General features: G+C 69.5%; 20 protein-coding genes. 3 read left to right on the forward strand and 17 right to left on the reverse strand.

Annotated elements, in window-relative coordinates:
• The first annotated feature begins 124 nt into the window (after nucleotides 1–124).
• On the forward strand, nucleotides 125–538 hold the full coding sequence (locus ACT4MF_RS10035; protein WP_444682525.1) for a DoxX family protein: 414 nt from the start codon (nucleotides 125–127) through the stop codon (nucleotides 536–538).
• A 20-nt stretch (nucleotides 539–558) separates the two neighbouring features.
• On the opposite strand, the gene ACT4MF_RS10040 is transcribed toward ACT4MF_RS10035, so the two are convergent.
• The 5 genes from ACT4MF_RS10040 to ACT4MF_RS10060 form a co-directional block, all read right to left on the reverse strand.
• On the reverse strand, nucleotides 559–1,635 hold the full coding sequence (locus ACT4MF_RS10040; protein ID WP_444682526.1) for a CNNM domain-containing protein: 1,077 nt from the start codon (nucleotides 1,633–1,635) through the stop codon (nucleotides 559–561).
• An 88-nt stretch (nucleotides 1,636–1,723) separates the two neighbouring features.
• Nucleotides 1,724–3,046, reverse strand: coding sequence for a histidine--tRNA ligase (hisS, locus tag ACT4MF_RS10045; RefSeq protein ID WP_099253992.1), 1,323 nt, complete (start codon nucleotides 3,044–3,046; stop codon nucleotides 1,724–1,726).
• Between the two features lie 100 nt (nucleotides 3,047–3,146).
• Entirely contained in the window at nucleotides 3,147–3,602 is a 456-nt protein-coding gene (locus tag ACT4MF_RS10050; protein ID WP_099253991.1) for a DUF892 family protein, read from the reverse strand.
• A gap of 104 nt (nucleotides 3,603–3,706) precedes the next feature.
• On the reverse strand, nucleotides 3,707–4,300 hold the full coding sequence (locus ACT4MF_RS10055; protein WP_099253990.1) for a DUF7411 family protein: 594 nt from the start codon (nucleotides 4,298–4,300) through the stop codon (nucleotides 3,707–3,709).
• Complete coding sequence (locus ACT4MF_RS10060; RefSeq protein ID WP_444682527.1) at nucleotides 4,301–4,654, reverse strand: DNA-binding protein; 354 nt, start codon at nucleotides 4,652–4,654, stop codon at nucleotides 4,301–4,303.
• Between the two features lie 123 nt (nucleotides 4,655–4,777).
• Here ACT4MF_RS10060 and ACT4MF_RS10065 point away from each other — a divergent pair, with 123 nt between their 5' ends.
• Nucleotides 4,778–5,884, forward strand: a complete 1,107-nt coding sequence (locus tag ACT4MF_RS10065; RefSeq protein WP_444682528.1) for a 60S ribosomal export protein NMD3 — start codon at nucleotides 4,778–4,780, stop codon at nucleotides 5,882–5,884.
• A gap of 90 nt (nucleotides 5,885–5,974) precedes the next feature.
• Here ACT4MF_RS10065 and ACT4MF_RS10070 read toward each other — a convergent pair whose 3' ends face one another.
• Complete coding sequence (locus ACT4MF_RS10070) at nucleotides 5,975–6,166, reverse strand: DUF7317 family protein (protein WP_099254016.1); 192 nt, start codon at nucleotides 6,164–6,166, stop codon at nucleotides 5,975–5,977.
• Between the two features lie 377 nt (nucleotides 6,167–6,543).
• Nucleotides 6,544–8,457, reverse strand: coding sequence for a helicase C-terminal domain-containing protein (locus ACT4MF_RS10075; RefSeq protein WP_099253987.1), 1,914 nt, complete (start codon nucleotides 8,455–8,457; stop codon nucleotides 6,544–6,546).
• A 103-nt stretch (nucleotides 8,458–8,560) separates the two neighbouring features.
• Here ACT4MF_RS10075 and ACT4MF_RS10080 point away from each other — a divergent pair, with 103 nt between their 5' ends.
• Entirely contained in the window at nucleotides 8,561–10,630 is a 2,070-nt protein-coding gene (locus ACT4MF_RS10080; RefSeq protein ID WP_444682529.1) for an AMP-dependent synthetase/ligase, read from the forward strand.
• Nucleotides 10,631–10,678: 48 nt separating this feature from the next.
• Here ACT4MF_RS10080 and ACT4MF_RS10085 read toward each other — a convergent pair whose 3' ends face one another.
• The 10 genes from ACT4MF_RS10085 to ACT4MF_RS10130 all read right to left on the reverse strand — a co-directional run bounded on the left by ACT4MF_RS10085 (nucleotide 10,679) and on the right by ACT4MF_RS10130 (nucleotide 21,849).
• The gene (locus ACT4MF_RS10085; protein WP_444682530.1) at nucleotides 10,679–11,989 is read right to left on the reverse strand and encodes a tRNA (N(6)-L-threonylcarbamoyladenosine(37)-C(2))-methylthiotransferase; all 1,311 of its coding nucleotides are present in this window, start codon (nucleotides 11,987–11,989) and stop codon (nucleotides 10,679–10,681) included.
• 112 nt (nucleotides 11,990–12,101) lie between these two features.
• Nucleotides 12,102–12,419, reverse strand: a complete 318-nt coding sequence (locus ACT4MF_RS10090; protein WP_099253984.1) for a helix-turn-helix domain-containing protein — start codon at nucleotides 12,417–12,419, stop codon at nucleotides 12,102–12,104.
• Between the two features lie 107 nt (nucleotides 12,420–12,526).
• A complete protein-coding gene (locus ACT4MF_RS10095; protein WP_444682531.1) occupies nucleotides 12,527–15,073 on the reverse strand; it encodes a PAS domain-containing sensor histidine kinase in 2,547 nt (848 codons plus the stop codon).
• Between the two features lie 113 nt (nucleotides 15,074–15,186).
• Nucleotides 15,187–16,056, reverse strand: coding sequence for a succinate--CoA ligase subunit alpha (gene sucD, locus ACT4MF_RS10100; RefSeq protein ID WP_099253982.1), 870 nt, complete (start codon nucleotides 16,054–16,056; stop codon nucleotides 15,187–15,189).
• Nucleotides 16,053–17,198 carry an ADP-forming succinate--CoA ligase subunit beta gene (gene sucC, locus ACT4MF_RS10105; protein ID WP_099253981.1) on the reverse strand — a complete coding sequence of 382 codons (1,146 nt, stop codon included), beginning with the start codon at nucleotides 17,196–17,198 and terminating at the stop codon, nucleotides 16,053–16,055. Before sucC ends, sucD begins: the two co-directional genes overlap by 4 nt.
• A 143-nt stretch (nucleotides 17,199–17,341) precedes the next feature.
• Complete coding sequence (locus tag ACT4MF_RS10110; protein ID WP_099253980.1) at nucleotides 17,342–18,751, reverse strand: class II fumarate hydratase; 1,410 nt, start codon at nucleotides 18,749–18,751, stop codon at nucleotides 17,342–17,344.
• Nucleotides 18,752–18,951: 200 nt separating this feature from the next.
• On the reverse strand, nucleotides 18,952–19,275 hold the full coding sequence (locus ACT4MF_RS10115; protein ID WP_444682532.1) for a BolA family protein: 324 nt from the start codon (nucleotides 19,273–19,275) through the stop codon (nucleotides 18,952–18,954).
• Between the two features lie 96 nt (nucleotides 19,276–19,371).
• Nucleotides 19,372–19,725 (reverse strand): hypothetical protein, encoded by a 354-nt coding sequence (locus ACT4MF_RS10120; RefSeq protein WP_444682533.1) that lies wholly within the window; start codon nucleotides 19,723–19,725, stop codon nucleotides 19,372–19,374.
• A 168-nt stretch (nucleotides 19,726–19,893) separates the two neighbouring features.
• A complete protein-coding gene (gene nirK / locus ACT4MF_RS10125; protein ID WP_444682534.1) occupies nucleotides 19,894–20,994 on the reverse strand; it encodes a copper-containing nitrite reductase in 1,101 nt (366 codons plus the stop codon).
• Nucleotides 20,995–21,189: 195 nt separating this feature from the next.
• Nucleotides 21,190–21,849, reverse strand: a complete 660-nt coding sequence (locus ACT4MF_RS10130; RefSeq protein ID WP_444682535.1) for a helix-turn-helix domain-containing protein — start codon at nucleotides 21,847–21,849, stop codon at nucleotides 21,190–21,192.
• Nucleotides 21,850–21,902 lie beyond the last annotated feature (53 nt).

Below are 21,902 nucleotides of genomic sequence, written 5' to 3' on the forward strand. Positions count from 1 at the left end.
TACGTTCGCTGAGGCGCTCGGTTTCGGCCATAGACACTCTGAAGTCGAGCGCCTCATTCTCTAACTTAACGCGACCGCCGGCTTCGCACGTCGATTTATGTGTCATGCTACCGTGTGTATACGTATGACCGACGACGACCCGACACAGCCGACGGAACCGCCAGCCGACGCCGGAGCCGCGCCCTCGCGGCTCGGCCGCGTCCTGCTCGGGGTCGGCCTCGCCGCGCAGGCCTCCGAGGACTTCCGCGACATGGACGACACGATCGAGTACGCCGAGTCGGCGGGAGTGCCGGCGCCCGATCTCGCCGCCCCGTTCGCGTCCGGGATGATGGTGGCCGCGGGCGTCGGGATCGCGCTCTGGCGGCTCCCGCGGATCGCGACCGGCGCGGCCGTCGCCTTCCTGACGGTGGTGACGGCGACGATGCACGACTTCTGGAACGCCGACGAGGACGACAAGAGCGGCGAGCGGCTCGCCTTCTTCGGCAACCTCGCGATGCTCGGCGGGGCGCTGGTGTTCCTGCGCGAGGCGTTCAACTGAGGTCCGCAGAGCGCGGGCCGCTACAGCTCGTCGGCGTCGAGCGGGTCCTCGAGCTGTCCCATCACCGCTTCCAGCGCGTCGGTCGCGGTGAGGAGCCCGACGGTCTCGCCGTCCCCGAGCACGAGCGCGATCTCCTGGTTCTCCGCTTGGAACCGGTCGTACGCGTCGCTCGCGTTGGCGTCGGCCGAAACCGTCATCGGCGGCGCCGCGATCTCGGCGAACGTCACGTCCCCCCGCTGGAGGGCCTCGAAGTTGGAGACGATCGAGGGGGCGTACACGATCCCCTCGAACTCCTCCGGCGACTCGCCCACGAGCGGGAAGCGGCTGTGCGGCGTGTCCCGGATCCGGTCGAAGTTCTCGGCCGGCGACGCGGCCGTCGACAGCGAGACGATCTCGTCGACTGGCGTCATGATCTCGGTCACGTCGACCTCGTCGACGGCGAGGGCGTTGAGCACTTCCTCGCGCCGCTCCTCGGGGAGTTCGACCTCCTCCATCATCGACCCGAGGCGCTTGCGGAGCTCCGCGCGCGTCTCCAACACCTCGCTTTCGGCCTCCGTCCACGACCCCGTCATCTCGACGCCGAACAGCCTGAGGGTGGCTTTCGCGACCCAGTCGCCGACCTTGATCACCGGGGAGATGAGCCACGCGAACCAGTACAGCGGCCGCGCGCCGTACTCCGCGACCTGCTTCGAGCGCTCGACGCCGAGGTACGTCGGGGTCTGTTCGCCGTGGGTGAGGTGGACCATGTTGATGATGAAAAAGCCGAGCAGCGACCCCGCGCCGGCGGACGCGAACGCCGTGTTCTCGAACAGCGGCGCGAACAGCGCGGCGAGCCCCGGCTCCGCGACGATACCGAGCGCGATGCTCGTCCCGGAGATCCACACCTGACAGGTCGTCAGGTAGAACTCCAGATCGTCCGTCATCTCCCACGCGCGCTGCAGTCCGGGGGTGTCCATCTCCGACTCGGGGTACTGTCTGAGGCGCGTCAGGCCGAACTCGATCGCCACGAAGTACGCGTTGATCAGGATGAGGGCGACGCCTGCCGCCACGCGGAGGCCGACCTCGCCCGGAGGCATCGCCGTCGACAGCGGGGTCATCGTCTTCAGGTCCCGGCGCGCGCTTGAAAAGCGTTGAGGGGGGAGTCGGCTGACGGCGGTCGGCGACGCGGCGGGACGCGCCGGGGGGTTACTCGTAGTCCTCGTACGTCGGCAGCCCCTCTTCAGGCGGGAACTCCTCGACCGGCACGGTCGTCTCGTCGCCGCTGTCCATATCCTTCACCGTGTACTCGCCGTTCTCTAGGTCGCGCTCGCCGACGACCACGACCGTCTCGGCGTTGATCGAGTCGGCGTAGCCGAGCTGGGCGCCGAACGAGCGGTCGGAGACGTCCTGTTCGACGACCACGTCGTCGCCGAGCGCGCGGAGGTCGCGGGCGAGCGCGGCGGCCTCGCCGCGCGTGTCGCCCACGCTCAGCACGTAGTAGTCGGTCGAAAGCTCCTCGTCGGGCCAGACGCCGGCGCGCTGACAGAGGAGTTTGAGGGTGGCGTGACCGGGCGCGACGCCGACCGCGGGCGTGGGCTGGCCCCCGAAGCTCTCGATGAGGTCGTCGTAACGACCGCCGCCGAAGACGGAGCGGGACACCTCGCCGGTCGAGTCGAAACACTCGAAGACGACGCCGGTGTAGTAGTCCAACCCGCGGGCGGTCGTCAGCGACACCTCGCAGAACTCCCCGGCGCCGAAGTCGTCGGCGGCGGCGAGCACGTTCCGGAGGTTCTCGACCGCCGCCTCGACCTCGTCGCCGCCGGCCTCGGCCACGGCGTCGAGGTCGTCGGCGGTTTCCACGTCCGCGATGAGGGCGTCGAACTCGCGGGCGGTCGCGCGGTCGAGCCCGGCGTCAGAGAGGAGTCCGAGGTACTCCCCGTCGCCGACCTTCGCGCGCTTGTCGACCGCGCGGATGGCGGCCGCGGTGTCGACCGCGTCGGGGTCGTCGGCGAGCGCCCGGACGAGCCCGCCGAGGATGTCGCGGTGCGAGACTCGGAACTCGAAGTCGTCGCCGGTGAGCCCCAGACTCGTGAGCGCGTCGGCGGCGACCGCGAGCACCTCGGCGTCGGCCTCGGGCGCCGAGGAGCCGAACACGTCGATGTTCGTCTGGTAGAACTCACGGAAGCGCCCCTGCTGGACCTGCTCGTAGCGCCAGAACGGGCGAGTGGAGACCCACTTGATCGGCTTCGAGAGCTCCTGGCCCTTCGCGACGACCATCCGGGCGACCGTGGGGGTGAGCTCCGGCGTCATCGAGACGCCGCGCCCGCCCTTGTCGTCGAAGGCGTACAGCTCCTCGACGATCTCCTCGCCCGACTTGTCGACGTACATCTCCGTCCGCTCCAACGCGGGCGTGGCGATCTCGCGGAAGCCGTACCGGCTCGCGGCGTCCTCGATCGCGTCCGTCACCTCGCGACGAGCCGACTGCTCGCCGGGGTAGAAGTCGCGGAATCCCTTGAGGCCGTCGTACATGCACGTCGGTTCGACGAGCGTCCGCTTGAAAGCATCCTTTCGGTGCGGGATCGCACCGGCCGGCTCCCGAGTCGCGGCGCCGACGCGCCGCCCGTCCCGCCTAGTCGCGCTGGTACTCCTTCTGGAACCCGCGGAACTCGGTCCGGTGGGCCTCCTCGTCGGAGAGGAGGGTCACGGCGAGATCCTCGGTGACCGGATCGTCCGCGTCCTCCGCGGCGTCGATCAGGCTGCGGTAGGTCGCGATCGCGCCCTCCTCGGCGTCGAGGACGCCGTTGATCACCGACAACACGTCGGTCGAGTCCGCGGGCGGCTGTAAGGAGTCCTGCTTGGCCGTGAACTCCGCCGACCCCGGTGGGCGCGCGTCGAGCTGTTTGAGCCGCTGCCCGAGCTGCTCGGCGTGGCCGAGCTCCTCCTGGATGTCCTGCTGGAGGCTCTCTTTGATCTCCTCGGCGCGGACGCCGTCGAGGACGATGGCGTTCGTCTGGTAGTTCATCACGGTCTCGATCTCGTCGGCGTAGGCCTCTCGAAGAAGCTCGACGACTCGTTCGGATGACATACGCGAAGCAACGAGCGCGGGGTCAAAAGTCGTTCCGGCGATCCCGGCTCGGCGAGAACTCGGCGGTCCCGCCCGGAGCGACGCGCGCCGGGCGCACACGCCGGTCAGTCGTTCCGGCCGTGCACGTACGTCTGGTCGTGGTCCGGGAACACTTCGGCGACGGTCTCCTCGCCGTGTTCGCCGGCGATGAGCGTTCGCAGCTCGTCCTCGTAATCCGCCTTCGGGACCTCTTCGCTCGGCCCCTGTTGGACGTCGAACGTCTCCTCGACGAGCCGGTCGACCGCGTGGCGGCCGAACCCGGAGAGCGGGGAGATGTAGTCGATCCCGTGGCGGTCTTCCAGGCTCTGCGCCTGGGCCCGCGACACCGTGGGGACTCGGTCGTCACGGCGCGTGCCGTCGGCGATCGCGTCGACGTCGCGGCTCGCGATCGCCTCCAAGGCGTGCTCGTGAACGCGCTGGATCCCGTTCCGCGGGTAGCCGTCGTCGATCATCGTCCGGGCCGCCTCCTCGGCGACCGCTCGGTCGAGGTCGACGCGCTCGAAGGGGAACCCCAGCTCCGTGGCCGCGCGCTCGGCGTGCTTCCAGTCCTCCGTGAGCCCGAAGCTCCCGGTGACGCAGCGCACGTCGTAGAACCGGTCGAGCAGGTGAGCGGCGAGCGAGGAGTCTTTCCCCCCGCTGTACAGCAGCGCGAGCTCCATCTATCGCCGCTGGATGTCGAAGCTCTGCTGGTCGGGCTGGAGTTCTTTCAGGAGGTCGCGCATCTGGTCCTCGTCGATCTGTCCCTGAATCCGGCCGCTCTGCGCGAGCGCCGCGACCTGCTGTTTCACCTTGTCGCCGAACTCCGGCTTGGACATCGCGACCGCGTTGAGCCGCTGCCGCGCGCCGTCCGTGAGGTACTGTTTGAGCACGGCCTCCTGTTGGGCCTCGGCGCGCTCCTGTGCCTGCTGTTGGGCCTCCGCGTCGGCGCCGCCGCCCTGCTCGCGCTCGCGGAGCTCCTGCATCTTCTTCTCTCGCAGCTCTTCGAGCCGTTCGTCGTCGGGGTTTCCGCTCATACGCACCCGTTCTCGGTCCGCGCGAAAAACGATTTCGGAGGGATCGGGTCTCGTGGTGGCTCCGGCGCCCCCGAGCGGGGCGGTCCGCGCCGCTTAAACGCCTCCTCGGCGTAGCCGCCGGTAATGAGCGAGTCGCGGGAGTTCTGTCCCCGGTGTGGCGACGCCGTCCCGGAGCGGCGCGAGCCGCTTCCCGGCGACCCCCGAGGGCGGGACGCGCTGCTGTGTGACGACTGTTACTTCGAGGACTTCGAGCTGGTCGACGCGCCCGACCGGATCGAGGTATTGGTCTGTTCGGGCTGCGGGGCCGTCCGCCGCGGCGAGTCGTGGCGCGACGTGGGCGCGCGCGACTACACCGACGTTGCCGTCGACGAAGTCGCGGAGGCCCTCGGGGTCCACGTCGCCGCCGAAGACGTCGAGTGGGGCGTCGAACCCGAGCAGGTCGACGAGAACAACGTCCGGATGCACTGCCGCTTCTCGGGGGTCGTCCGCGGGACGCTCCGTTCGGCGGAAGTGACGGTCCCCGTGAAGATCTCGCGGGGGACCTGCGACCGGTGTGGCCGCATCGCCGGCGGCTACTACGCCGGGGTCGTGCAGGTGCGCGCGGACGAGCGCGATCTGACGCCGGCCGAGCGCGCCGAGGCGCTCGACATCGCCGAGTCGTACGTCGCCGATCAGGAGGCCGACGGCGACCGCGAGGCGTTCATCACGGAGGTCAACGAGACCGACGACGGGCCGGACATCAAGCTCTCGTCGAACCGGCTCGCGCAGAACGTCGCGACGCGGATCACGGAGTCGCTCGGCGGGAGCTTCGAGTCGTACCCGACGCTCGTCACCGAGGACGGCGACGGCAACGAGGTGTACCGGGTGACGTTCGCGGTCCGCCTCCCGCGCTACGCCGAGGGCGAAATACTCGACCCGGAGGACGGCGACGGCCCCGTGCTCGTCACCAGCGTCGCCGGTCGGCTCCGCGGCGTCCGCCTCGCTACGGGCGAGGAGTACACCTCGGAGTTCGAGGACGCGGCGGCCCCGGACGCGACCCGACTCGGCCGCCGAGACGACGCGACGGAGACGACGGTGGTGACGGTGGAAGACGAGAACGCGATCCAGGTGCTCGACCCGGTCACGTACGAGGCGAAGACGGTCCCGAACCCCGCCTTCGTCGACGGCGACGAGGACTCCGTGCTCGCGTTCGAACACGGCGGCGAGGTTCACCTCGTCCCCGAGGCGTAGACGGCGCGGGCGGAAGAGCCCCGTCTGGGCGCCGCTGCCAGTCGTCGCTGCGAAAGAGAAGAAATCCGTCGTCCCGCGTGTCGCCGTCGGTCAGTCGGCGTGGGCCGGCTGCTCGTTACCGAGCGCGGCGGCGCGCTCCGACTCGGTCACTTCGATCCCGCGACGCTCCAGCTGGTCGATGAACTCTGCCTCGCTGAGACCGGCCTGTGCGGCCGCCTGAGACAGTGTCAGTGTACGTGCACCGTACAGCGTCAGCGCGGTCGACAGACCCTTTGTTGCCATATCTACCATACCGGCGTGATGGTTTATGAAGGTTACTAATCGATTGAGGTTCCTGATACACCTTATACGATATATATTGACGGTTGATCAATCCGTGGGTGTATAATGCATGCTGAACGGCCCCTCATTCAGTTGGCGAGGGGAGACCGGCGCCGCTTCGGCCGCTGACCCGCGCCCGCAGGAGTTATCACGCTCTGCGGTCGTATCCGGTGTATGGACAGACAACAGCTGTTCGCGCTGTTCTTCGCGTTCCTCATGGTCAGCTCCATGGCCGCGTGGGGCGTCACGCTCCTGTAAGCGCTGAACGGAACCGGTCCGGAATCCCCCGATCCCCGTCGCTGATCGGTGTCCGCGACACCCTCCCTCGCCGGTGTCTCCTAGCCGTCGCCCCAGACGTCTGAGAGCGGGTGGTCCTTCCGGCGCTCAGCGTCCGCTTCCGAGCGCGTTCGCGTTGCTCCGTCCCCCTCGCCGCTCCCGGCGGTCGACTCCGACTCCGTCCCGCCGGACGCGCTCGAACCGTTCGTACGGGAGCCGCCGCCGTGGCTCCCGCGCCCACCCGATTCGTTCCCGAGGGTCCTCCCGCGCTCGCGGGCCGCCCGGGACGGCCCGGACGGCGCGGCGTCGATGCCGGCCAGCGCCGCGTCGGGATCGAAGTCGGGCAGCGTCGGCGTCGTCATCGCGTCGATCTGGTCGCGGAACCACGGCGGCGTGTCGGCCTCCGCGCGGTCGAAGAGGTCCAACAGCGAGTCGTCGGCGAGGTACGTCGCCCCGTGGTCGTCGGGTGCGCGCACGACGCGTCCGCACGCCTGAATGACGGTCCGGAGCGCGGTCCGGTGATACCACGCCCACTGGTCGTCGGCGAGCCGGCGGGCGACCCGAGAGTCGTTGGTGTTGCGGTACGGCGCCTTACACACCACTTGCCAGCGACAGAGGTCGCCTTTCAGGTCGAGCGCCTCCTCCATCTTCACCGAGACGAACACCTCCGGGTCGTCGCTCGCCTTCCACGCCGCCAGCTCCGCGTCGCGGTTCGCACGGTCGTGTCGGCGGACCCGCGCGGCGACGCCGAACTCCCCGAGCAGCTCCGTGAGTCGACCGGCGATATCGTACGAGTGCGCGTGGATCAACCCCTTCTCGTCGGGGTGTTCCGCCATCAGCCGGACGATGAGCCGGGCGATCTTCGGCACCGTCTCGTCGCGGTGCTCGTAGGTCATCTGGCCCTGCGTCACGTCGTACAGGGGACGGTGCGCGAGCGGGAACGTGTGCTCGACGTCGACGAGGGCGACGTTCGCGGGGTCGAGGCCGACCCCCCGACAGAACGCCTCCTTCGAGAGGATGGTCGCGGACAGCAGCGCGAACGTGTTCCCGCGGTCCCACACGGTGTGTCGGAGGTAGCGAGCCGGATCGAGGGGTTTGATCGCGAGCGCCGACCCCTCGCCGTCGGGCTGGTCGACAACCCAGGTCGTCGGCGACTCCGGGTCGCGGTAGTCCTCCAGGAACCAGCCGAGCTCGCTGATCAGCTCCTGCAGGCGGTCCCGACGCGCGACCTCCTCGCGGTCGAGTTCGGGGCGGCCGGTCAGCTCGTCTTTCGCCCGCTTGGCGGTGTCCCGGAGCGACGCGGCGAACCGCGCGGTGCGGTCGAGCGCGTCCTCCTCGGGGCCGGCGTCGGCCGCCACGTCGGGGACCCCGACCTCGTCCCACACCGGGACGCGGTCGGGCGAGAGCTCGATCGTCGCGTACATCTCCGCCCACTCCGCGAGCCCGTGGGCCTCGTCGATCACGACGGTGTCGCGCTTGCGGAACACCTCCGAGCCGGCGGTCCGCATGAAGTACGCCAACGTCATCGCGGCGTAGCGGTTCCCGGAGGCGATGGCGCGGTCGGAGAAGTACGGACACCGGTGTTTCACGGAGCAGTCGAACCCCTGCTGGCGGACGCAGGGGGCGCGGTTGACCGGCGTGTCGTGTTCGCCGGGGAGGATGCAGTCGTAGTTCGATTTCCCCCGAATGACCGCCAGATCGTCGAGCAGGCCGTCCGCCTCCACGTCGTCGATCTGCGACACCTGCGGAGTGGTGTAGTAGGCGCCGGTCGCCTCGCTCGGGGCCGTCTCCTCGACGGTCGCCGACGCGCCCATGATCGCCCGCGCGAGGAGGGACTTGCCGCTGCCGGTCGGCGCGCGCACCAGGACGACGTCGTTGCCGGCCGCGAACGCGTCGCGGATGTCCGCGAGCGCCCGCTCCTGTGCCCCCCGAAAGCTCGGGGCGGGGAACTCGGCGGGGATCCGATCGGGGTCCACAGAGGTCCCTCGCCCTCTCTCGGGATTAAACCCTCGCGTTCCGCCCCTCGAATGAACTCGAAACTACCCAACCGTTTATACTGTTTGGGCGGGAGTTCGTGGTATGAACTGGCGAGAGGCGGAGCGGGAGTTCGCGGACGACGTGGTCGCCCGAGAGACGCTCCCGCGCATGTTCGAACGCGCCGCAGAGCGCAACGCGGACCGGCTCGCCCAGCGGTACAAGGGCGGGATCTACGACCGGTCGTTAGTCTCCGCCGGGGTGCTTCCGCCAGCCTCCGCGGGCGAGTTCGCCGACCTGACCTACGCCGAGATGCGCGCGATCGTCCGGCGGCTCGCGGCCGGCTTCCGCGAGCTCGGCGTCGACGGCGACACCCGCGTGGCGCTGTACGCGCAGACCCGGATGGAGTGGGCCCAGACCGACTTCGCGGCGCTCGCCGCGGGCGCGACCGTCACGACCGTGTACGCCTCCTCCTCGCCGGCTCAGCTCCGCTACCTGATCGAGGACCCGGAGGCGACCGTCGTCGTGGTGGAGGACCGCGAGCTGCTCGACGAGGTGCTCGCGGTCGCCGACGACCTCGAACACGACCTCGACGCGATCGTCTCGTTCGACGACGTGGACGCGACCGATCTCGACGCGGAGCTCGGCGGTGCGGGTGCCGACGGCGACGCCGGCCTCTCCGCCGACGACGTGTACAGCCTCGGCGAGGTCCACGCCCTCGGCGACGACGCGTTCGACGAGGACGCCTATCAGTCGTGGATCGACGCGGTCGACGCCGACGACCTCGCGAGCCTCATCTACACCTCCGGCACGACGGGCAAGCCGAAGGGCGTCCGGCTCACCCACGCCAACTTCCGGGAGAACGTCAACCAGTGTTACCGGCGGTTCGCGAACCGCCCGGACCGCGACCCCGACGTACCGGGGATCAGCGCCGCGTCGACGACCCTCTCGTTCCTCCCGCTCGCGCACGTCTTCGAGCGGCTCGCCGGCCACTACATGATGTTCGCGGCGGGCGCGACCGTCGGCTACGCCGAGAGCCCGGACACCCTGCGCGAGGACTTCGGGCTCGTCCGGCCGACGACGACCACGAGCGTTCCGCGCGTCTACGAGAAGCTGTACGACGCGATCCGCGAGCAGGCGGGCGAGTCGCCGGTGAAAGAGCGCATCTTCGAGTGGGCGGTCGGCGTGGGACAGGCCCACCACGAGGCCGACGACCCGGGCGCCCTGCTCGACGCGAAGCGCGCGATCGCCGACCGGCTCGTCTTCTCGTCGGTCCGCGAGGCGATCGGCGGCAACATCGACTTCTTCATCTCCGGCGGCGGGTCGCTGTCGGCGGAGCTGTGCGCGCTGTACCACGCGATGGACCTGCCCATTCTGGAGGGGTACGGACTGACTGAGACTTCTCCCGTCATCAGCGTCAACCCGCCAGAGGAGCCGAAGGTCGGCACCATCGGCCCGCCGGTGGTCGACACCGAGATCGCGATCGACGACACGGTCGTCGGCGAGGAGGTCGCGGACCTCGCGGGCGACGTGGGCGAGCTGCTCGTCCGGGGTCCGCAGGTGACCGACGGCTACTGGAACCGCCCGGACGCGACCGCGGAGGCCTTCACCGAGCCGGATCGGATCCCGGAGGACGCCGTTCTCGCCGGGACGCCCCCCGCCGAGCGCGAGGGCGACCCCGACGAGCCGTGGTTCCGCACGGGCGACATCGTCCAGCTCCGCCCCGACGGCTACGTCGCCTTCCGCGAGCGCGCGAAGCAGCTGCTCGTGCTCTCCACCGGGAAGAACGTCGCCCCCGGCCCGATCGAAGACCGGTTCGCGGCGAACGAGTTCGTCGAGCAGTGCGTCGTGCTCGGGGACGGTCGGAAGTTCGTCTCCGCGCTGATCGTCCCGAACTTCGAGAAGGTGGCCGCGTGGGCGGACACGCGCGGCGTCGATCTCCCCGACGACCACAGGGGAATCTGCAGCGACGACCGCGTGCGCGATCGGATCCAGGAGGAGATCGACCGCGTCAACGAGGAGTTCGAGCGGTACGAGCGGATCAAGCAGTTCCGGCTCGTCGACGAGGAGTTCACCGAGGAGAACGACCTCCTCACGCCGACGATGAAGAAGAAGCGGCGCAACATCTTGGACCGCTTCGCCGACGAGGTCGAGATGATCTACGAGGAGGCCTGAGCGTACGAGGAGGTCTGCGCGTACGAGGAGACCTCACGGCGCGTCCCGTCAGTCGTCGCCCGGGACTCGACCGGCGTCGTCGGCGCCCGCGGCGTCCGAGGCCGTTTCGTCGACCGGGTCGCCGAACGCGTACACCGTGTTGTGACCGGTCACCTCCACCTCCACGAAGTCGCCCACCGCGACGCCGCGTTCGGTCGCGTTCTGGACGATGATCTGGCGGTAGGCGCCGTCGCGGCACTTCACGGAGTCGCCGGTCCCCTCCTCGACGACGAGCACCTCGAAGCGCTCGCCGACCATCGACTCGTACGCCTCGCCGACGACCTCCATCTTCAGCTCCGACATCGCCTTCGAGCGCTCTTTCTTCACGGTCCCGCCGAGCCCCTTCATGTCGGCGGCGTCGGTGCCGGGGCGCTTCGAGAAGCGAGTGACGTTGATCTTCTCCGGGCGGACCTCGGCGAGGAGGTCCATCGACCGCTCGTGGTCGGCCTCGGTCTCGGTCGGGAAGCCGACGATGAAGTCGGTCGAGAGCGTCCAGTGGTCGAGCCGGTCGTCGAACGTCTCGACGATCTCCCGGAACTTCTCGACGCGGTGTTGACGACGCATCTCCTCGAGCACCTCGTCGGAGCCCGACTGGACCGGCGCGTGGATGAAGTCGTACAGCTCCTCGTTGTCGGAGAACACGTCGGCCAGCTCGTCGTGGATGCCGTGGATCCCGCCGGGGTTGGCCATCCCGAGCCGGACGCGAAAGTCGCCGTCGATGTCGCAGATCCGGTCGAGCAGCTCCGGGAGCTTCCGGTCGCCGTCGTCCCAGCCGTACACGCCGGTGTCCTGGCCGGTCACTCGGATCTCCTTGGCGCCCGCGTGGACCAGCGCGCGGGCCTTCTCGACGTTCTCCTCGACCGACGGGGAGTCCACCCGTCCGGTCGCGAACTTCGTGATGCAGTACGAGCAGTTGCTCATGCAGCCCCGCGCGATGGGGAGGATGCCGACGACGCCGTCGAGGACGGGCTCGGCGTCGGGCGTGACCGTCGGGCACTCGCCGTTGAGCACGTACGAGGGGACCTCGTCCCAGTGGAGGATCTCGGCGTCGACGTCGGCCTCCTCGAACGCCTCGCCCTGCGCGAGCGCCATACAGCCGGTGACGACGAGCTCCGCGGTTACCTCTTCCAGCTCCTCGGCGCGCCGGAGCATGTTCCGCTCCGTCTTCTCGACGACCGTACAGGTGTTGAGGATGGCGACATCCGCGTCTTCGGGACCGTCTGCCGGGCGGTGGCCGCCGTCGCGCAGCGCCCGCTCTATCTCCCGGCTCTCGCCCCGGTTGGAACTACAGCCGTACGTTTCGATGTGATACGTCGCCATCGAGTGGGCTCACTACCGGTCGCGCGGGCAAAAACGCGACGGATCGGGGGAACGGGAGATCGAGGGAAGGGGATCGGGCGAAAACGGACCGGGAAGCGAAACGCGGTCGGCGTCAGTCTTCGGCGACCGCGGTCGCCGTCGGCGCTTCCGCGTCGGGGTCGGAGGCCGCCTCGGGATCCGAGCCGGTCGACCGCTCCGACTCGGGGACGGTGGCGTAGACGGACCGCCGGGCGTCCTTGGGACAGAGCCCCTCCTCGACGAGCCCGACCTCGGTGAGCTTCTCGACGGCGAACCGAACGGTCCGAGTCGAGAGACGCGTCTCCTCGGCGAGCCCGGTCTGGTCGAACCGGCCCTCCTCGTCGAGGACGTAGTAGACCAGTTTGGCGCTCGGCGGGAGCGGCTCGAGCAGCTCGCGGGTGCCTTCGTCCATACCCAATACGCACGGTCGAGTCGGGCATAACCGTGACCCGGGTGTGCGCAGATCTCGCACGTCCACGACCGTTTTATATACACCGTCGGTCGCAGCGCGTCCCACTGTCAGCGGTCGGTCCGGAACTCGAACCGCGCGCCGTCTTCGTCGATCACGTCCATCGACCACCCGTGGGCGGCCGCGATCTCGCGAACGATCGCGAGCCCGAACCCCGTCCCGCGCGGGTCGTTCGACGTTCCGTACTCGATCGCTTCCTCGGGATCGATCTCGAAGCCGACCCCGTCGTCGGCGACGTAGAAGCCGTCCGCGAGCGCCCCGACGCTGACCGTGACGCTCCCTGCGTCGGCCGCCGACTCGGTGACCCCGTGTTCCACGCTGTTCGTGAACAGGTTCTCCAGCAGGGTCCGCAGGCGCTCCGGGTCGGCCTCGACGGCGAGCGTCCGCTCGGGCAGCTCCAGCGTCGCGTCCGCGGTGTCGACGCTCCGCCACGCCCGCGCGGCCGCGTCGGCGAGCGAGACGGACTCCAGTTCGTCGACGGTCCGCCCCTGTCGCGCCAGCGCGAGCAGGTCGTCGATGAGCTCCTCCATCCGGTCGTGCGCGGCCGCGATCCGTGCGAGTTCGTCGAGCGCGTCGTCGTCGTCGATTTTCGTCCGGGCGATATCCAGCCGCCCGGCGGCGACGTTGAGGGGATTCCGGAGGTCGTGGGAGACGAGTCCCGCGAACTTCTCCAACCGATCTATCTCCCGCTGCAGCTCCGCGTCGCGGTCGCGGAGCTGGGCCGTGCGACGGGCGTCGTCGAGCGCGACGGTGACGTTCGCGCCGAGCACCCGGGCCAGCTGTATCGCGGTGTCGTCGAAGAACCCCGGCTCCCGGGAGCCGAGCGGCATCACGCCGTGGTCCCCGAGCGGAACGACGAGCAGGCTTCGGTGTTCGCCGTAGCCGATGGCGGTGTCGACCGCGTTCAGGTCGTCGACGACGATCGACTCCCCGGTCTCGAACGCGTCCCACAGCCGTCCGTCGCCGGGACCGAACGCGGGTCGCTCGCCGAGCGCCTCGGTCGCTTCCTCGCTGAGCGCGGTCGGCAGCAGCGCCTCCGCGTCGGGGTCGTACAGTCGGACGCCGCTGCTCGGGAACCCCAAGATGTCGACCGCGGCCCGCGCCGCCAGCGCCGCGATCTCCTCGCGGTCCCCGCCGCGGAACATCTCGCGGGTCGTCTCGTGGAGCCGCCGGAGGGTGCGCTCGATCCGCTTCTGCTCGCCGATGTCGGCGTAGACGTTGTAGATGATCGTCTCGTCCGGCCGCTCGACGGGAATGACGTTGAGGATGAAATCGCGGAGCCCGTCGGCCGTCTTCCGGCGCACCTCCCGGCGAAGCGGCTCGTCGGCAGCGATCACCGCCGCGGGGTCGATGTTCGGTTCGTCGTCCGGAACGACCTCCTCGCGGATCGTCTCGTAGTCGTTCCCCGCCTCGGAGAAGCCGAACGTCTCCTCGAACGCCCTGTTGGTGGCATCGAGCCGGCGCTCGCTTCCGTCCCCGCCCGCCGTCCTGGCGACCGGCAGCGGCAGGTCCTCGAACAGCGCGGAGAGCCTGTCGCGCTCCGCCCTGAGTGCGTGCTCCGTCTCGAGCTGTTCGAGCGCGTCGGCGGCGTGGGCGGCCAGCAGCTCGGCGAACTCCACGTCGCCGCCGTCGAACGCGGCGTACCCGTCCGAGACGGCCTGAAACACCCCGTACGCTCCGATCGGAACGCTGATCGCGGAGCGGATGTCGTCCGCCACCGGTTCGGCCAGTTCCTCCGCACCGGCGCGGGCGTCCGGATCGCCGGTCGCCGAGTCGGACTCCGCCCTGCCGCCGCTCCGTCCCGGACTCTCCGGATCTTCGAGGGCGTCCGGATCCGCGGGGTCGACGCTGAGACTGTCGACGACGATCGTCCGCTCGTCGGCGGCGGTGGCTCCGACGACCCCCTCGCCGACGGCGAACGTCCTGACTTCGTCCTCGCCGACGCTCGCCGAGCGCGCCGCGGGGACGAGTTGGTCGCCGCGGCGGTGCAGCGTGACGCAGCGGTTGAAATCCAAGATCCCCTCGGCGGCGTCGACGACGCGCTCGAACACCTCGGCGGCGTTCTCGGCCGCCGACACGTCGGTCGCGAACTCGTGGATCGCGGTGACCTTCGCGTTCACCTCCCGGAGGTCGCGCTCGGCCCGGCGGCGGCTGAGGGCGTTTTCGACGCTGTTCGCGAGCATCTCGTACCGGTCGCGGCCCACCCCTTTCTGGAGGTAGTCGGTGACGCCCGCCGAAATCGCCTCGCTCGCGATCTCCTCGCTCCCCCGTCCGGTGAACAGCACGAACGGGAGTCCGGGGTCGATCGCCCGGGCCTGTTCAAGCAGTTCGAGCCCGTGAGTCCCGGGCATGTTGTAGTCGCTGACGACGCAGTCGACCCGCTCCTCGCGGACGACGTCGAGCGCCTCGGTCGGCGAGGTCCGCGTCACCGTCTCCACCCCGTCGAGGAGGCGCTCGACGTGCGTGGCGGCGAGGTCGGCCGCGCCCGGCTCGTCGTCGACGAGAAGCACCCGCCGGGGCCCGCCCCCGGCCGGCTCCGATCCCCGGAAGGCGTCGACCTCCGGCCCGCCCCGGTCGCCCGTGGGATCGGTATCCATACCCACACCTCACGCTACGAGTAATTTTACCTTTCGTTCCGGCGACCGAAGCTGAGAACGGCGCGAAAACGGGTGTGACGGAGCGGCTGCTCCGTGCGGCGCGCGGAACGGCGCTACAGGAACTCTTCGACGTGGTCGGCGACTTCCTCAGGGGTGTCGCCGACGGGAACGCCGGCCTCGTTGAGCGCGTCGATCTTCGACTGCGCCGTGCCCGTGCCGGAGCCGGAGACGATGGCGCCCGCGTGGCCCATGCGCTTGCCCGGCGGCGCGGTGCGACCGGCGATGAAGCCGGCGACCGGCGTGTCCATGTGTTCGCCGATGAAGCGGGCGGCCTGCTCCTCGTCCTCGCCGCCGATCTCGCCGCACATCACGACCGCGTCGGTGTCGGGGTCGGCCTCGAACGCCTCGAGGGCGTCGATGAAGGAAGTCCCGATGATCGGGTCCCCGCCGATGCCGATGGCGGTCGACTGACCGAGCCCGCGCTCGGTGAGGTTGTCGACCACCTGGTAGGTGAGCGTGCCGGAGCGGGAGACGAGCCCGACGTTCCCCTCGGAGAAGATGTTGCCGGGGAGGATGCCGAGTTTCGACTCGCCGGGCGTGATGATGCCCGGGCAGTTGGGGCCGAGGAGCCGCGTGTCGGTCTCACTCAGGCGCTTGTTCACCTTCGCCATGTCCTGGGTCGGGATCCCCTCGGTGATCGCGACCGCCAGATCGAGGTCCGTGTCGAGCGACTCGAAGATCGCGTCGGCGGCGAACGCCGGCGGCACGAAGATGACGGAGGCGTCCGCGTTCTCCGCTTCGACGGCCTCGTCGACGGTGTCGTAGACGGGGACGCCGTCGACCTCCTGGCCGCCCTTGCCGGGCACCGCGCCGGCGACGACGTTGGTGCCGTACTCGATCATCTGGCCGGCGTGGAACTTCCCTTCCCCGCCAGTGATACCCTGTACCACGACGCGCGTGTCGTCGTCGACGAAAATGCTCATTGGGTCACCTCCTCGGCGTTCTGCACCGCACGCTGGACCGCGTCCTCCAGCGTCTTCTCGACCTCCACGAGGTCCGTGTTCAGGATCTCCATCCCCTCCTCGGCGTTCGTGCCGGCGAGCCGGACGACCACCTTCTTGGGGATCTCGTCGAACTGCTCTAAGGCCTCGTTGATCCCCTTCGCGACCTCGTCGCCGCGGGTGATCCCGCCGAAGATGTTGAACACGACGGCGTCGACGTTCTCGTCGGAGAACACCATGTCGAGCGCCTGCGTGACGCGTTCGGCCTTCGCGCCGCCGCCGATGTCGAGGAAGTTGGCGGGCGCGCCGCCGTAGTAGTCGACCAGGTCGAGCGTCGTCATCACGAGACCGGCGCCGTTGCCGATGATGCCGACGTTCCCCGAGAGGCGGACGTAGTCGAAGCCGTACTCGCCGGCCTTTCGTTCGAGGTCGTCCTCGTAGGACTCCTCGGCCATCTCGGCGAGGTCGGGCTGGCGGAACAGCGCGTCCTCGTCGATGTTCATCACGGCGTCCGCGGCGACCACGTCGCGGTCGTCCGTGATCATGACGGGGTTGACCTCGATCTCGGAGGCGTCGTTCTCCTCGTAGAGGTCGTACAGCGTCGAGAGGATCGAGGCCACGTCGAGCGCCACGTCGGCGTCGACGCCCGCCTCGTAGACGACCTTACGGGCCTGATACGGGTGGAGCCCGAACGCGGGGTCGACGTGCTCGCGGGCGATCGCGTCGGGGTTCTCCTCGGCGACCTCCTCGATGTCGACGCCGCCCTCGGTCGAGACCATCAGGACCGGCTTCCCCTCGCCGCGGTCCATGGTGACGCCGACGTACAGCTCGTCGACGAAGTCGACGCCGGCCTCGACGAGGACCTGATCGACGGTGTACCCCTTGAGGTCCATCCCGAGGATCTCCTCGGCGTACTGCTCGGCCTCGTCGCGGTCGGTCGCGATCTTGATCCCGCCGGCCTTGCCGCGGCCCCCCACGTGGACCTGCGCCTTGATCGCGGCCGGGTAGCCGATCTCGTCGACCGCGTCGAGCGCTTCGTCGACAGTCGTCGCGAGCCGGGAGTCCGGTACGGGAATCCCGGCGTCGGCGAAGATACTCTTCGCTTGATGTTCGTGTAGTTTCATCCATTTCGAAGGGCGGGAGACTCCGGCTTAAATTGTGCCGATCCGGCGCGAATGACTCCTCCCGGCGCCGGCAAGCGACGCCGGAGAACCCGGCGGTCTCGATCGTTACCGGCGATCAGTCACCCACAGTCAGTCGCCGACGGTCAGTCGTCGTCGCCGAGGATGACGCGGTGGGTCATGGCTTCGGGGTCGAGCACGTCGTCGGCCTCCGCCTCGGTGAGGTACCCCTCGCTCACGGCGACCTCGCGGACGCTCTTTCCGTCCGCGAGCGCCTTCTTGGCCACTTTCGACGCCTTGTCGTAGCCGATCGCGGGGTTGAGCGCGGTCGCGAGCGCCATCGACTGCTCGACGCGCGTCTCGCAGTACTCCTCGTTGGCCTCCAGCTTCGCGACGAAGCGCTCGCCGAACGTCGCCGCGGCGTTCGAGAGCAGCTCCGCGGACTCGAGGAAGTTGTGCGCGAGGACGGGCTTGTAGAGGTTCAGGTCGATCTCGCCGCGCGCGGCGCCGGCCGAGATCGCGGCGTCGTTGCCGACGACCTGCTTGTGGACCTGATTGACCGACTCGGCGACGACCGGGTTGATCTTCCCCGGCATGATCGACGACCCGGGCTGGTTCTCGGGCTGCTCGACCTCGCCGAGCCCGTTGCGCGGCCCCGACGCGAGCAGGCGGAGGTCGTTGGCCATCTTGTTCATGCTGCCCGCGATCGTGCGGAGCGCGCCGTGCGCCTCGGCCATCGCGTCGTGGGCGGCCTGCGCCTCGAAGTGGTTGTCGGCCTCGCGGAACTCCGTCCCGGTCTCGTCGGAGATGTACTCGGCGGCGAGTTCGGGGAAGTCGGGGTGGGTGTTGAGCCCGGTGCCGACCGCGGTGCCGCCCAGCGCGAGTTCGCGGAGGTTCGACTGGACGCTCTCGGCGCGCTCGATACCCTTCGCGACCTGCGTCCGATAGCCGCCGAACTCCTGCCCGAGCCGGATCGGGGTGGCGTCCTGCAGGTGCGTCCGACCGGTCTTGACGACGCCGTCGAACTCGGTCTCCTTGGCCTCGAGCTCGGCGTGGAGCGTTTCGAGCGCGGGCACGAGGTCCTTCTCGACCGCTTCGAGGGAGGCGACGTGCATCGCCGTCGGGATCACGTCGTTGCTCGACTGCCCGTAGTTGACGTGGTCGTTCGGGTGGACGACGCGGTCGCCGATCTCCGCGCCGGCGATCTCGGCGGCGCGGTTGGCGATGACCTCGTTGGCGTTCATGTTCGAGGAGGTACCGGAGCCGGTCTGGAACACGTCGACCGGGAACTGGTCGTCGTGCTCGCCGGCGATGACCTCGTCGGCGGCGGCGACGATCGCGTCGGCGGTGTCGTCGTCGATGAGGTCCAGATCGCGGTTGGCCTGCGCGGCGGCCTTCTTCACGACGCCGAGCGCGCGGATGAACCGGCGGCTCATCGGGATCCCCGAGATGGGGAAGTTCTCGACGGCGCGCTGGGTCTGTGCGCCCCAGTAGGCGTCTGCCGGCACCTGCATCTCTCCAAGGCTGTCCTCCTCCGTGCGGTAATCCTCACCCATGCGTGCGCGTTCCCGGGAGACCGGGTAAAAGCTACTGGAAGCGGCCGGCGTTCTCGCCGCGCGGGAAGCCGGGTCCCGCGCCGGCCCCAACTCGAACGAGACCGCCAGCGCGGCGGCCCCCGAACGGATTCCTCCGAGGGCACGACGGGGGCGTATCACACGGGTCGACGGGGTGGTCGGCGGGAAACGATCGCAGGCCCCTACGTCTCGTCGACCGGAAACAGCCCGGCCTCTCGGAGCGCCTCGTCGAGGCTCCCGTCCCCGTGTTCCGCGTACGCTTCGGGGGTGTACGTCTTGATCTCCAAGGCGTGAACCGACCGGGTCATGTGGTCGCCGACGGCGTCGTACACGCGCTGGTGCTGGTCGACGAGCGACTCCCCGTCGAAGGCGGGCGAGACGACCCACGCCGCGAAGTGAGCGTCCTCGTCCTCGTCGTCGTGGACGCGGGGGGTCGTCACGCGGGCGACGGCGTCCGGGATTCCCTCCTCGATGAGCTCGGCGATGTCCGCCGGGTCGATGGTCATACTCGCCGTCGGGGCCGCCTCGGCAAAAAGCGCCCGCATGATCGGCGTCCGTCGCGCGTTCGGTTCCGGCTCCGGGTCGTCCGGAGCGAGTCCCGTTCAGTTGTCGGTCCCGTTCGCGGTCGTTCCGTCCTCGGCGTCGCTCGACTCGTCGTCGGCCTCGGTTCCGTCGCTCGTCGATCCGTCGTCCCCTCCCTCGGTCGCCTCGAAGATCCGAGCTTCGCCGAGGGTGATGTCCAACCGGTCGAAGTCGCCGATGTCGGCCGGCGCGTCGCTGATGAGGAGCCGGAAGTTACCGGTGAGCGTTTCGGCCCCATCCGAGCCGTCCGAGTCGTCGGTTCCGTCCGAGCCATCAGACGGCACCAGTCCCCCGTCCCCGGCACAGCCGGCGAGCATCGCCGCGCTCGCGCCCGCGCCGAGCGTCTCGCGGCATCGCTCGCCGTACTCGGCCATGGTGTTCGCCGCGAGCCCGGGGAGCTCGTCGGCGCCGGCCGCGGCGCTCTCGAGGCAGCCGGCGAGACCGAGAGAGGTCGCCGACCCGGCGAGTTCGAGGGCGCGGCGCCGAGTGTGTAAGTTTGCCGTGGGTCTGCTTATCGTGGGCGGTGAGTCGTCCAGCGGCGGTCACTCGCCGCCGGAATCGCCGTTGGGGTTGGGGTCGTAGATGTCCGGTCTCTGTTCGCCCTGCACGTCGAGGACACCGAGAACCCCCTTGCGGACGACCCGAGTCAGCGAGTGATCGACGAGCTTGATCGGACCGGGCACCGGCGTCTTGATCTCGGCGGCGGTGACGGTGCCGGGCCTGACCGGCGTCGTCTCCACGAACCGGGCGGGGTCCGAGACGAGGTCGCCGTCCCGGTAGAGCTTGTCCCAGACGTTGCCGATCGCGTGCCACGAGCTGCTGAGGTTCGGGCCGCCGTTGGACATGAAGACCCGGATCCGCTCGTCCTGCTCGACCTGGATCCGACCGTACCCCGACTCGGTGAAGGCGTACGCCTCGCCGTTGTAGGTCACGTAGGTCGGGTCCTCGGATTTGGCGGCCTCGAGGCTGAACTTGTGGTGGCCCTCCTTGCCCGCCGCCTTGTCCGTGTAGATCTCGTGCTGGCCGAGGTAGAGCTCGCGGTCGACCTCCGGAAGCCCCCCTTTCGGCTCGACGAGGATGGCACCGAACATGCCCGCGCTGATGTGGTGGTCCATGTTCGGGACCGCACAGTGGTAGATGTGGACGCCGGGGTAGGTGGCCTTGAACTTGATCGTGGCCTCCTCGCCCGGCGCGATCGTCGTCGCGTCGGCCCCGCCGCCGGGCCCGTAGACGGCGTGGAAGTCGATGTTGTGCGGCATCTTGCTGCTCTCGGGGTTCCGCAGCGTGAGGTTCACCGTGTCGCCCCGGCGGACGCGGACCATCGGCCCCGGAACCCGACCCTCGAAGGTCATGTAGTCGAAGGTGACGCCGGGCTCGATCTCGGCGGTCAGCTCCTGCGTCTCGAGGGTCACGTCGTGCGTGCGCGGCTGGCTCCAGTCGACCGGGTCCGGCACGTCAGTCGGATCCGCGGCGATCCTGTCCACGTCGACCGACGCGGCGCCGGACGAGTCCGACGTTTGGGCCGACGTGGTCGACGCCGCGGCGTCCGTACTGTCCTCGGCACAGCCGGCGAGCGCGGCGACCCCGCCGAGGCCCGCGGCTTTCAGGAACGAGCGCCGTTCGATGTTGGGGAGTAGCGTCATTGTCTCTGCCTCCGGTTGTGGATAGACAGTTATACTCTGTATAATTGCACAATTATTCTCATTTTGTGGGCGAATTCCTGAACATCATCGCCCGATTTTACTTAAAGGATGTTCGGGGGCGAGCGGACGGCGGCCGAACCCGCTCGCTCCCCGGGGAGTCCCGGTGCGATCGCGGGGTCGGCGCGGGGGCGGGCGTCACTCGGTCGCTTCGTCGGCGTCGGCCTGCGGCGGAAGGTCCTCGGCGAACCGCTTGACGGCGACCTCTTCCGCGCGGTGGAGCGCCTCGCTGCAGGTGGACTTCGCGAATCCGGCGCAGTCGGCCAGGTCGGTGAGCGAGCAGGTTCGCGGCGTGTCGTAGTACCCCTCCTCGATCGCGCTGAGGAGCAGCTCCTGTTCGGTCTCGGTCAGGAGCTGGCTCGCCTGCAGCCGCTCCTGGACGTGCTTGACGCGGAACTCCAGGCCGAGGTCGTCGAACTGCCGGTCCAGCTCCGAGATCCGGTCGTGGGCGCCGGTGACGTCGATGATCGCGTCGCCGTCGCTGATCTCGACGGGCATCTCGAAGGGGACGCCGGATCGCTTCGCCGCGAGGAGCAGCAGCGGCGCCGAGGTTTCGAACTGCACCGTAACCTCACGGTCGGCCCGCCCCACGACCGAGGTCTCGGTGACGGACGGGTGCGACTCCATCGCCTCGAGCACCGCCTCGACGTCCGGGGCGGTTATCCACACGAGCGCGAACCCCGGGCCGTCCCCGGGGAGCCCCGCGATCACCCGAAACGTCGCCTCCGGGAACTCGCGGGACACGTCGGCCGCCCACGGGCCGTCCGGAAGCTCGACGACCAGGCGTGCCTGTGTCATCGGTCTCCTCCGCCGGCAGCCGGCGCTGGTTCGGACCGCGGTCGCGGGAGCGG

The organism is Halorubrum sp. FL23 (assembly GCF_052439115.2).
In the GTDB taxonomy this organism is placed as follows: Archaea; Halobacteriota; Halobacteria; order Halobacteriales; family Haloferacaceae; genus Halorubrum; species Halorubrum persicum.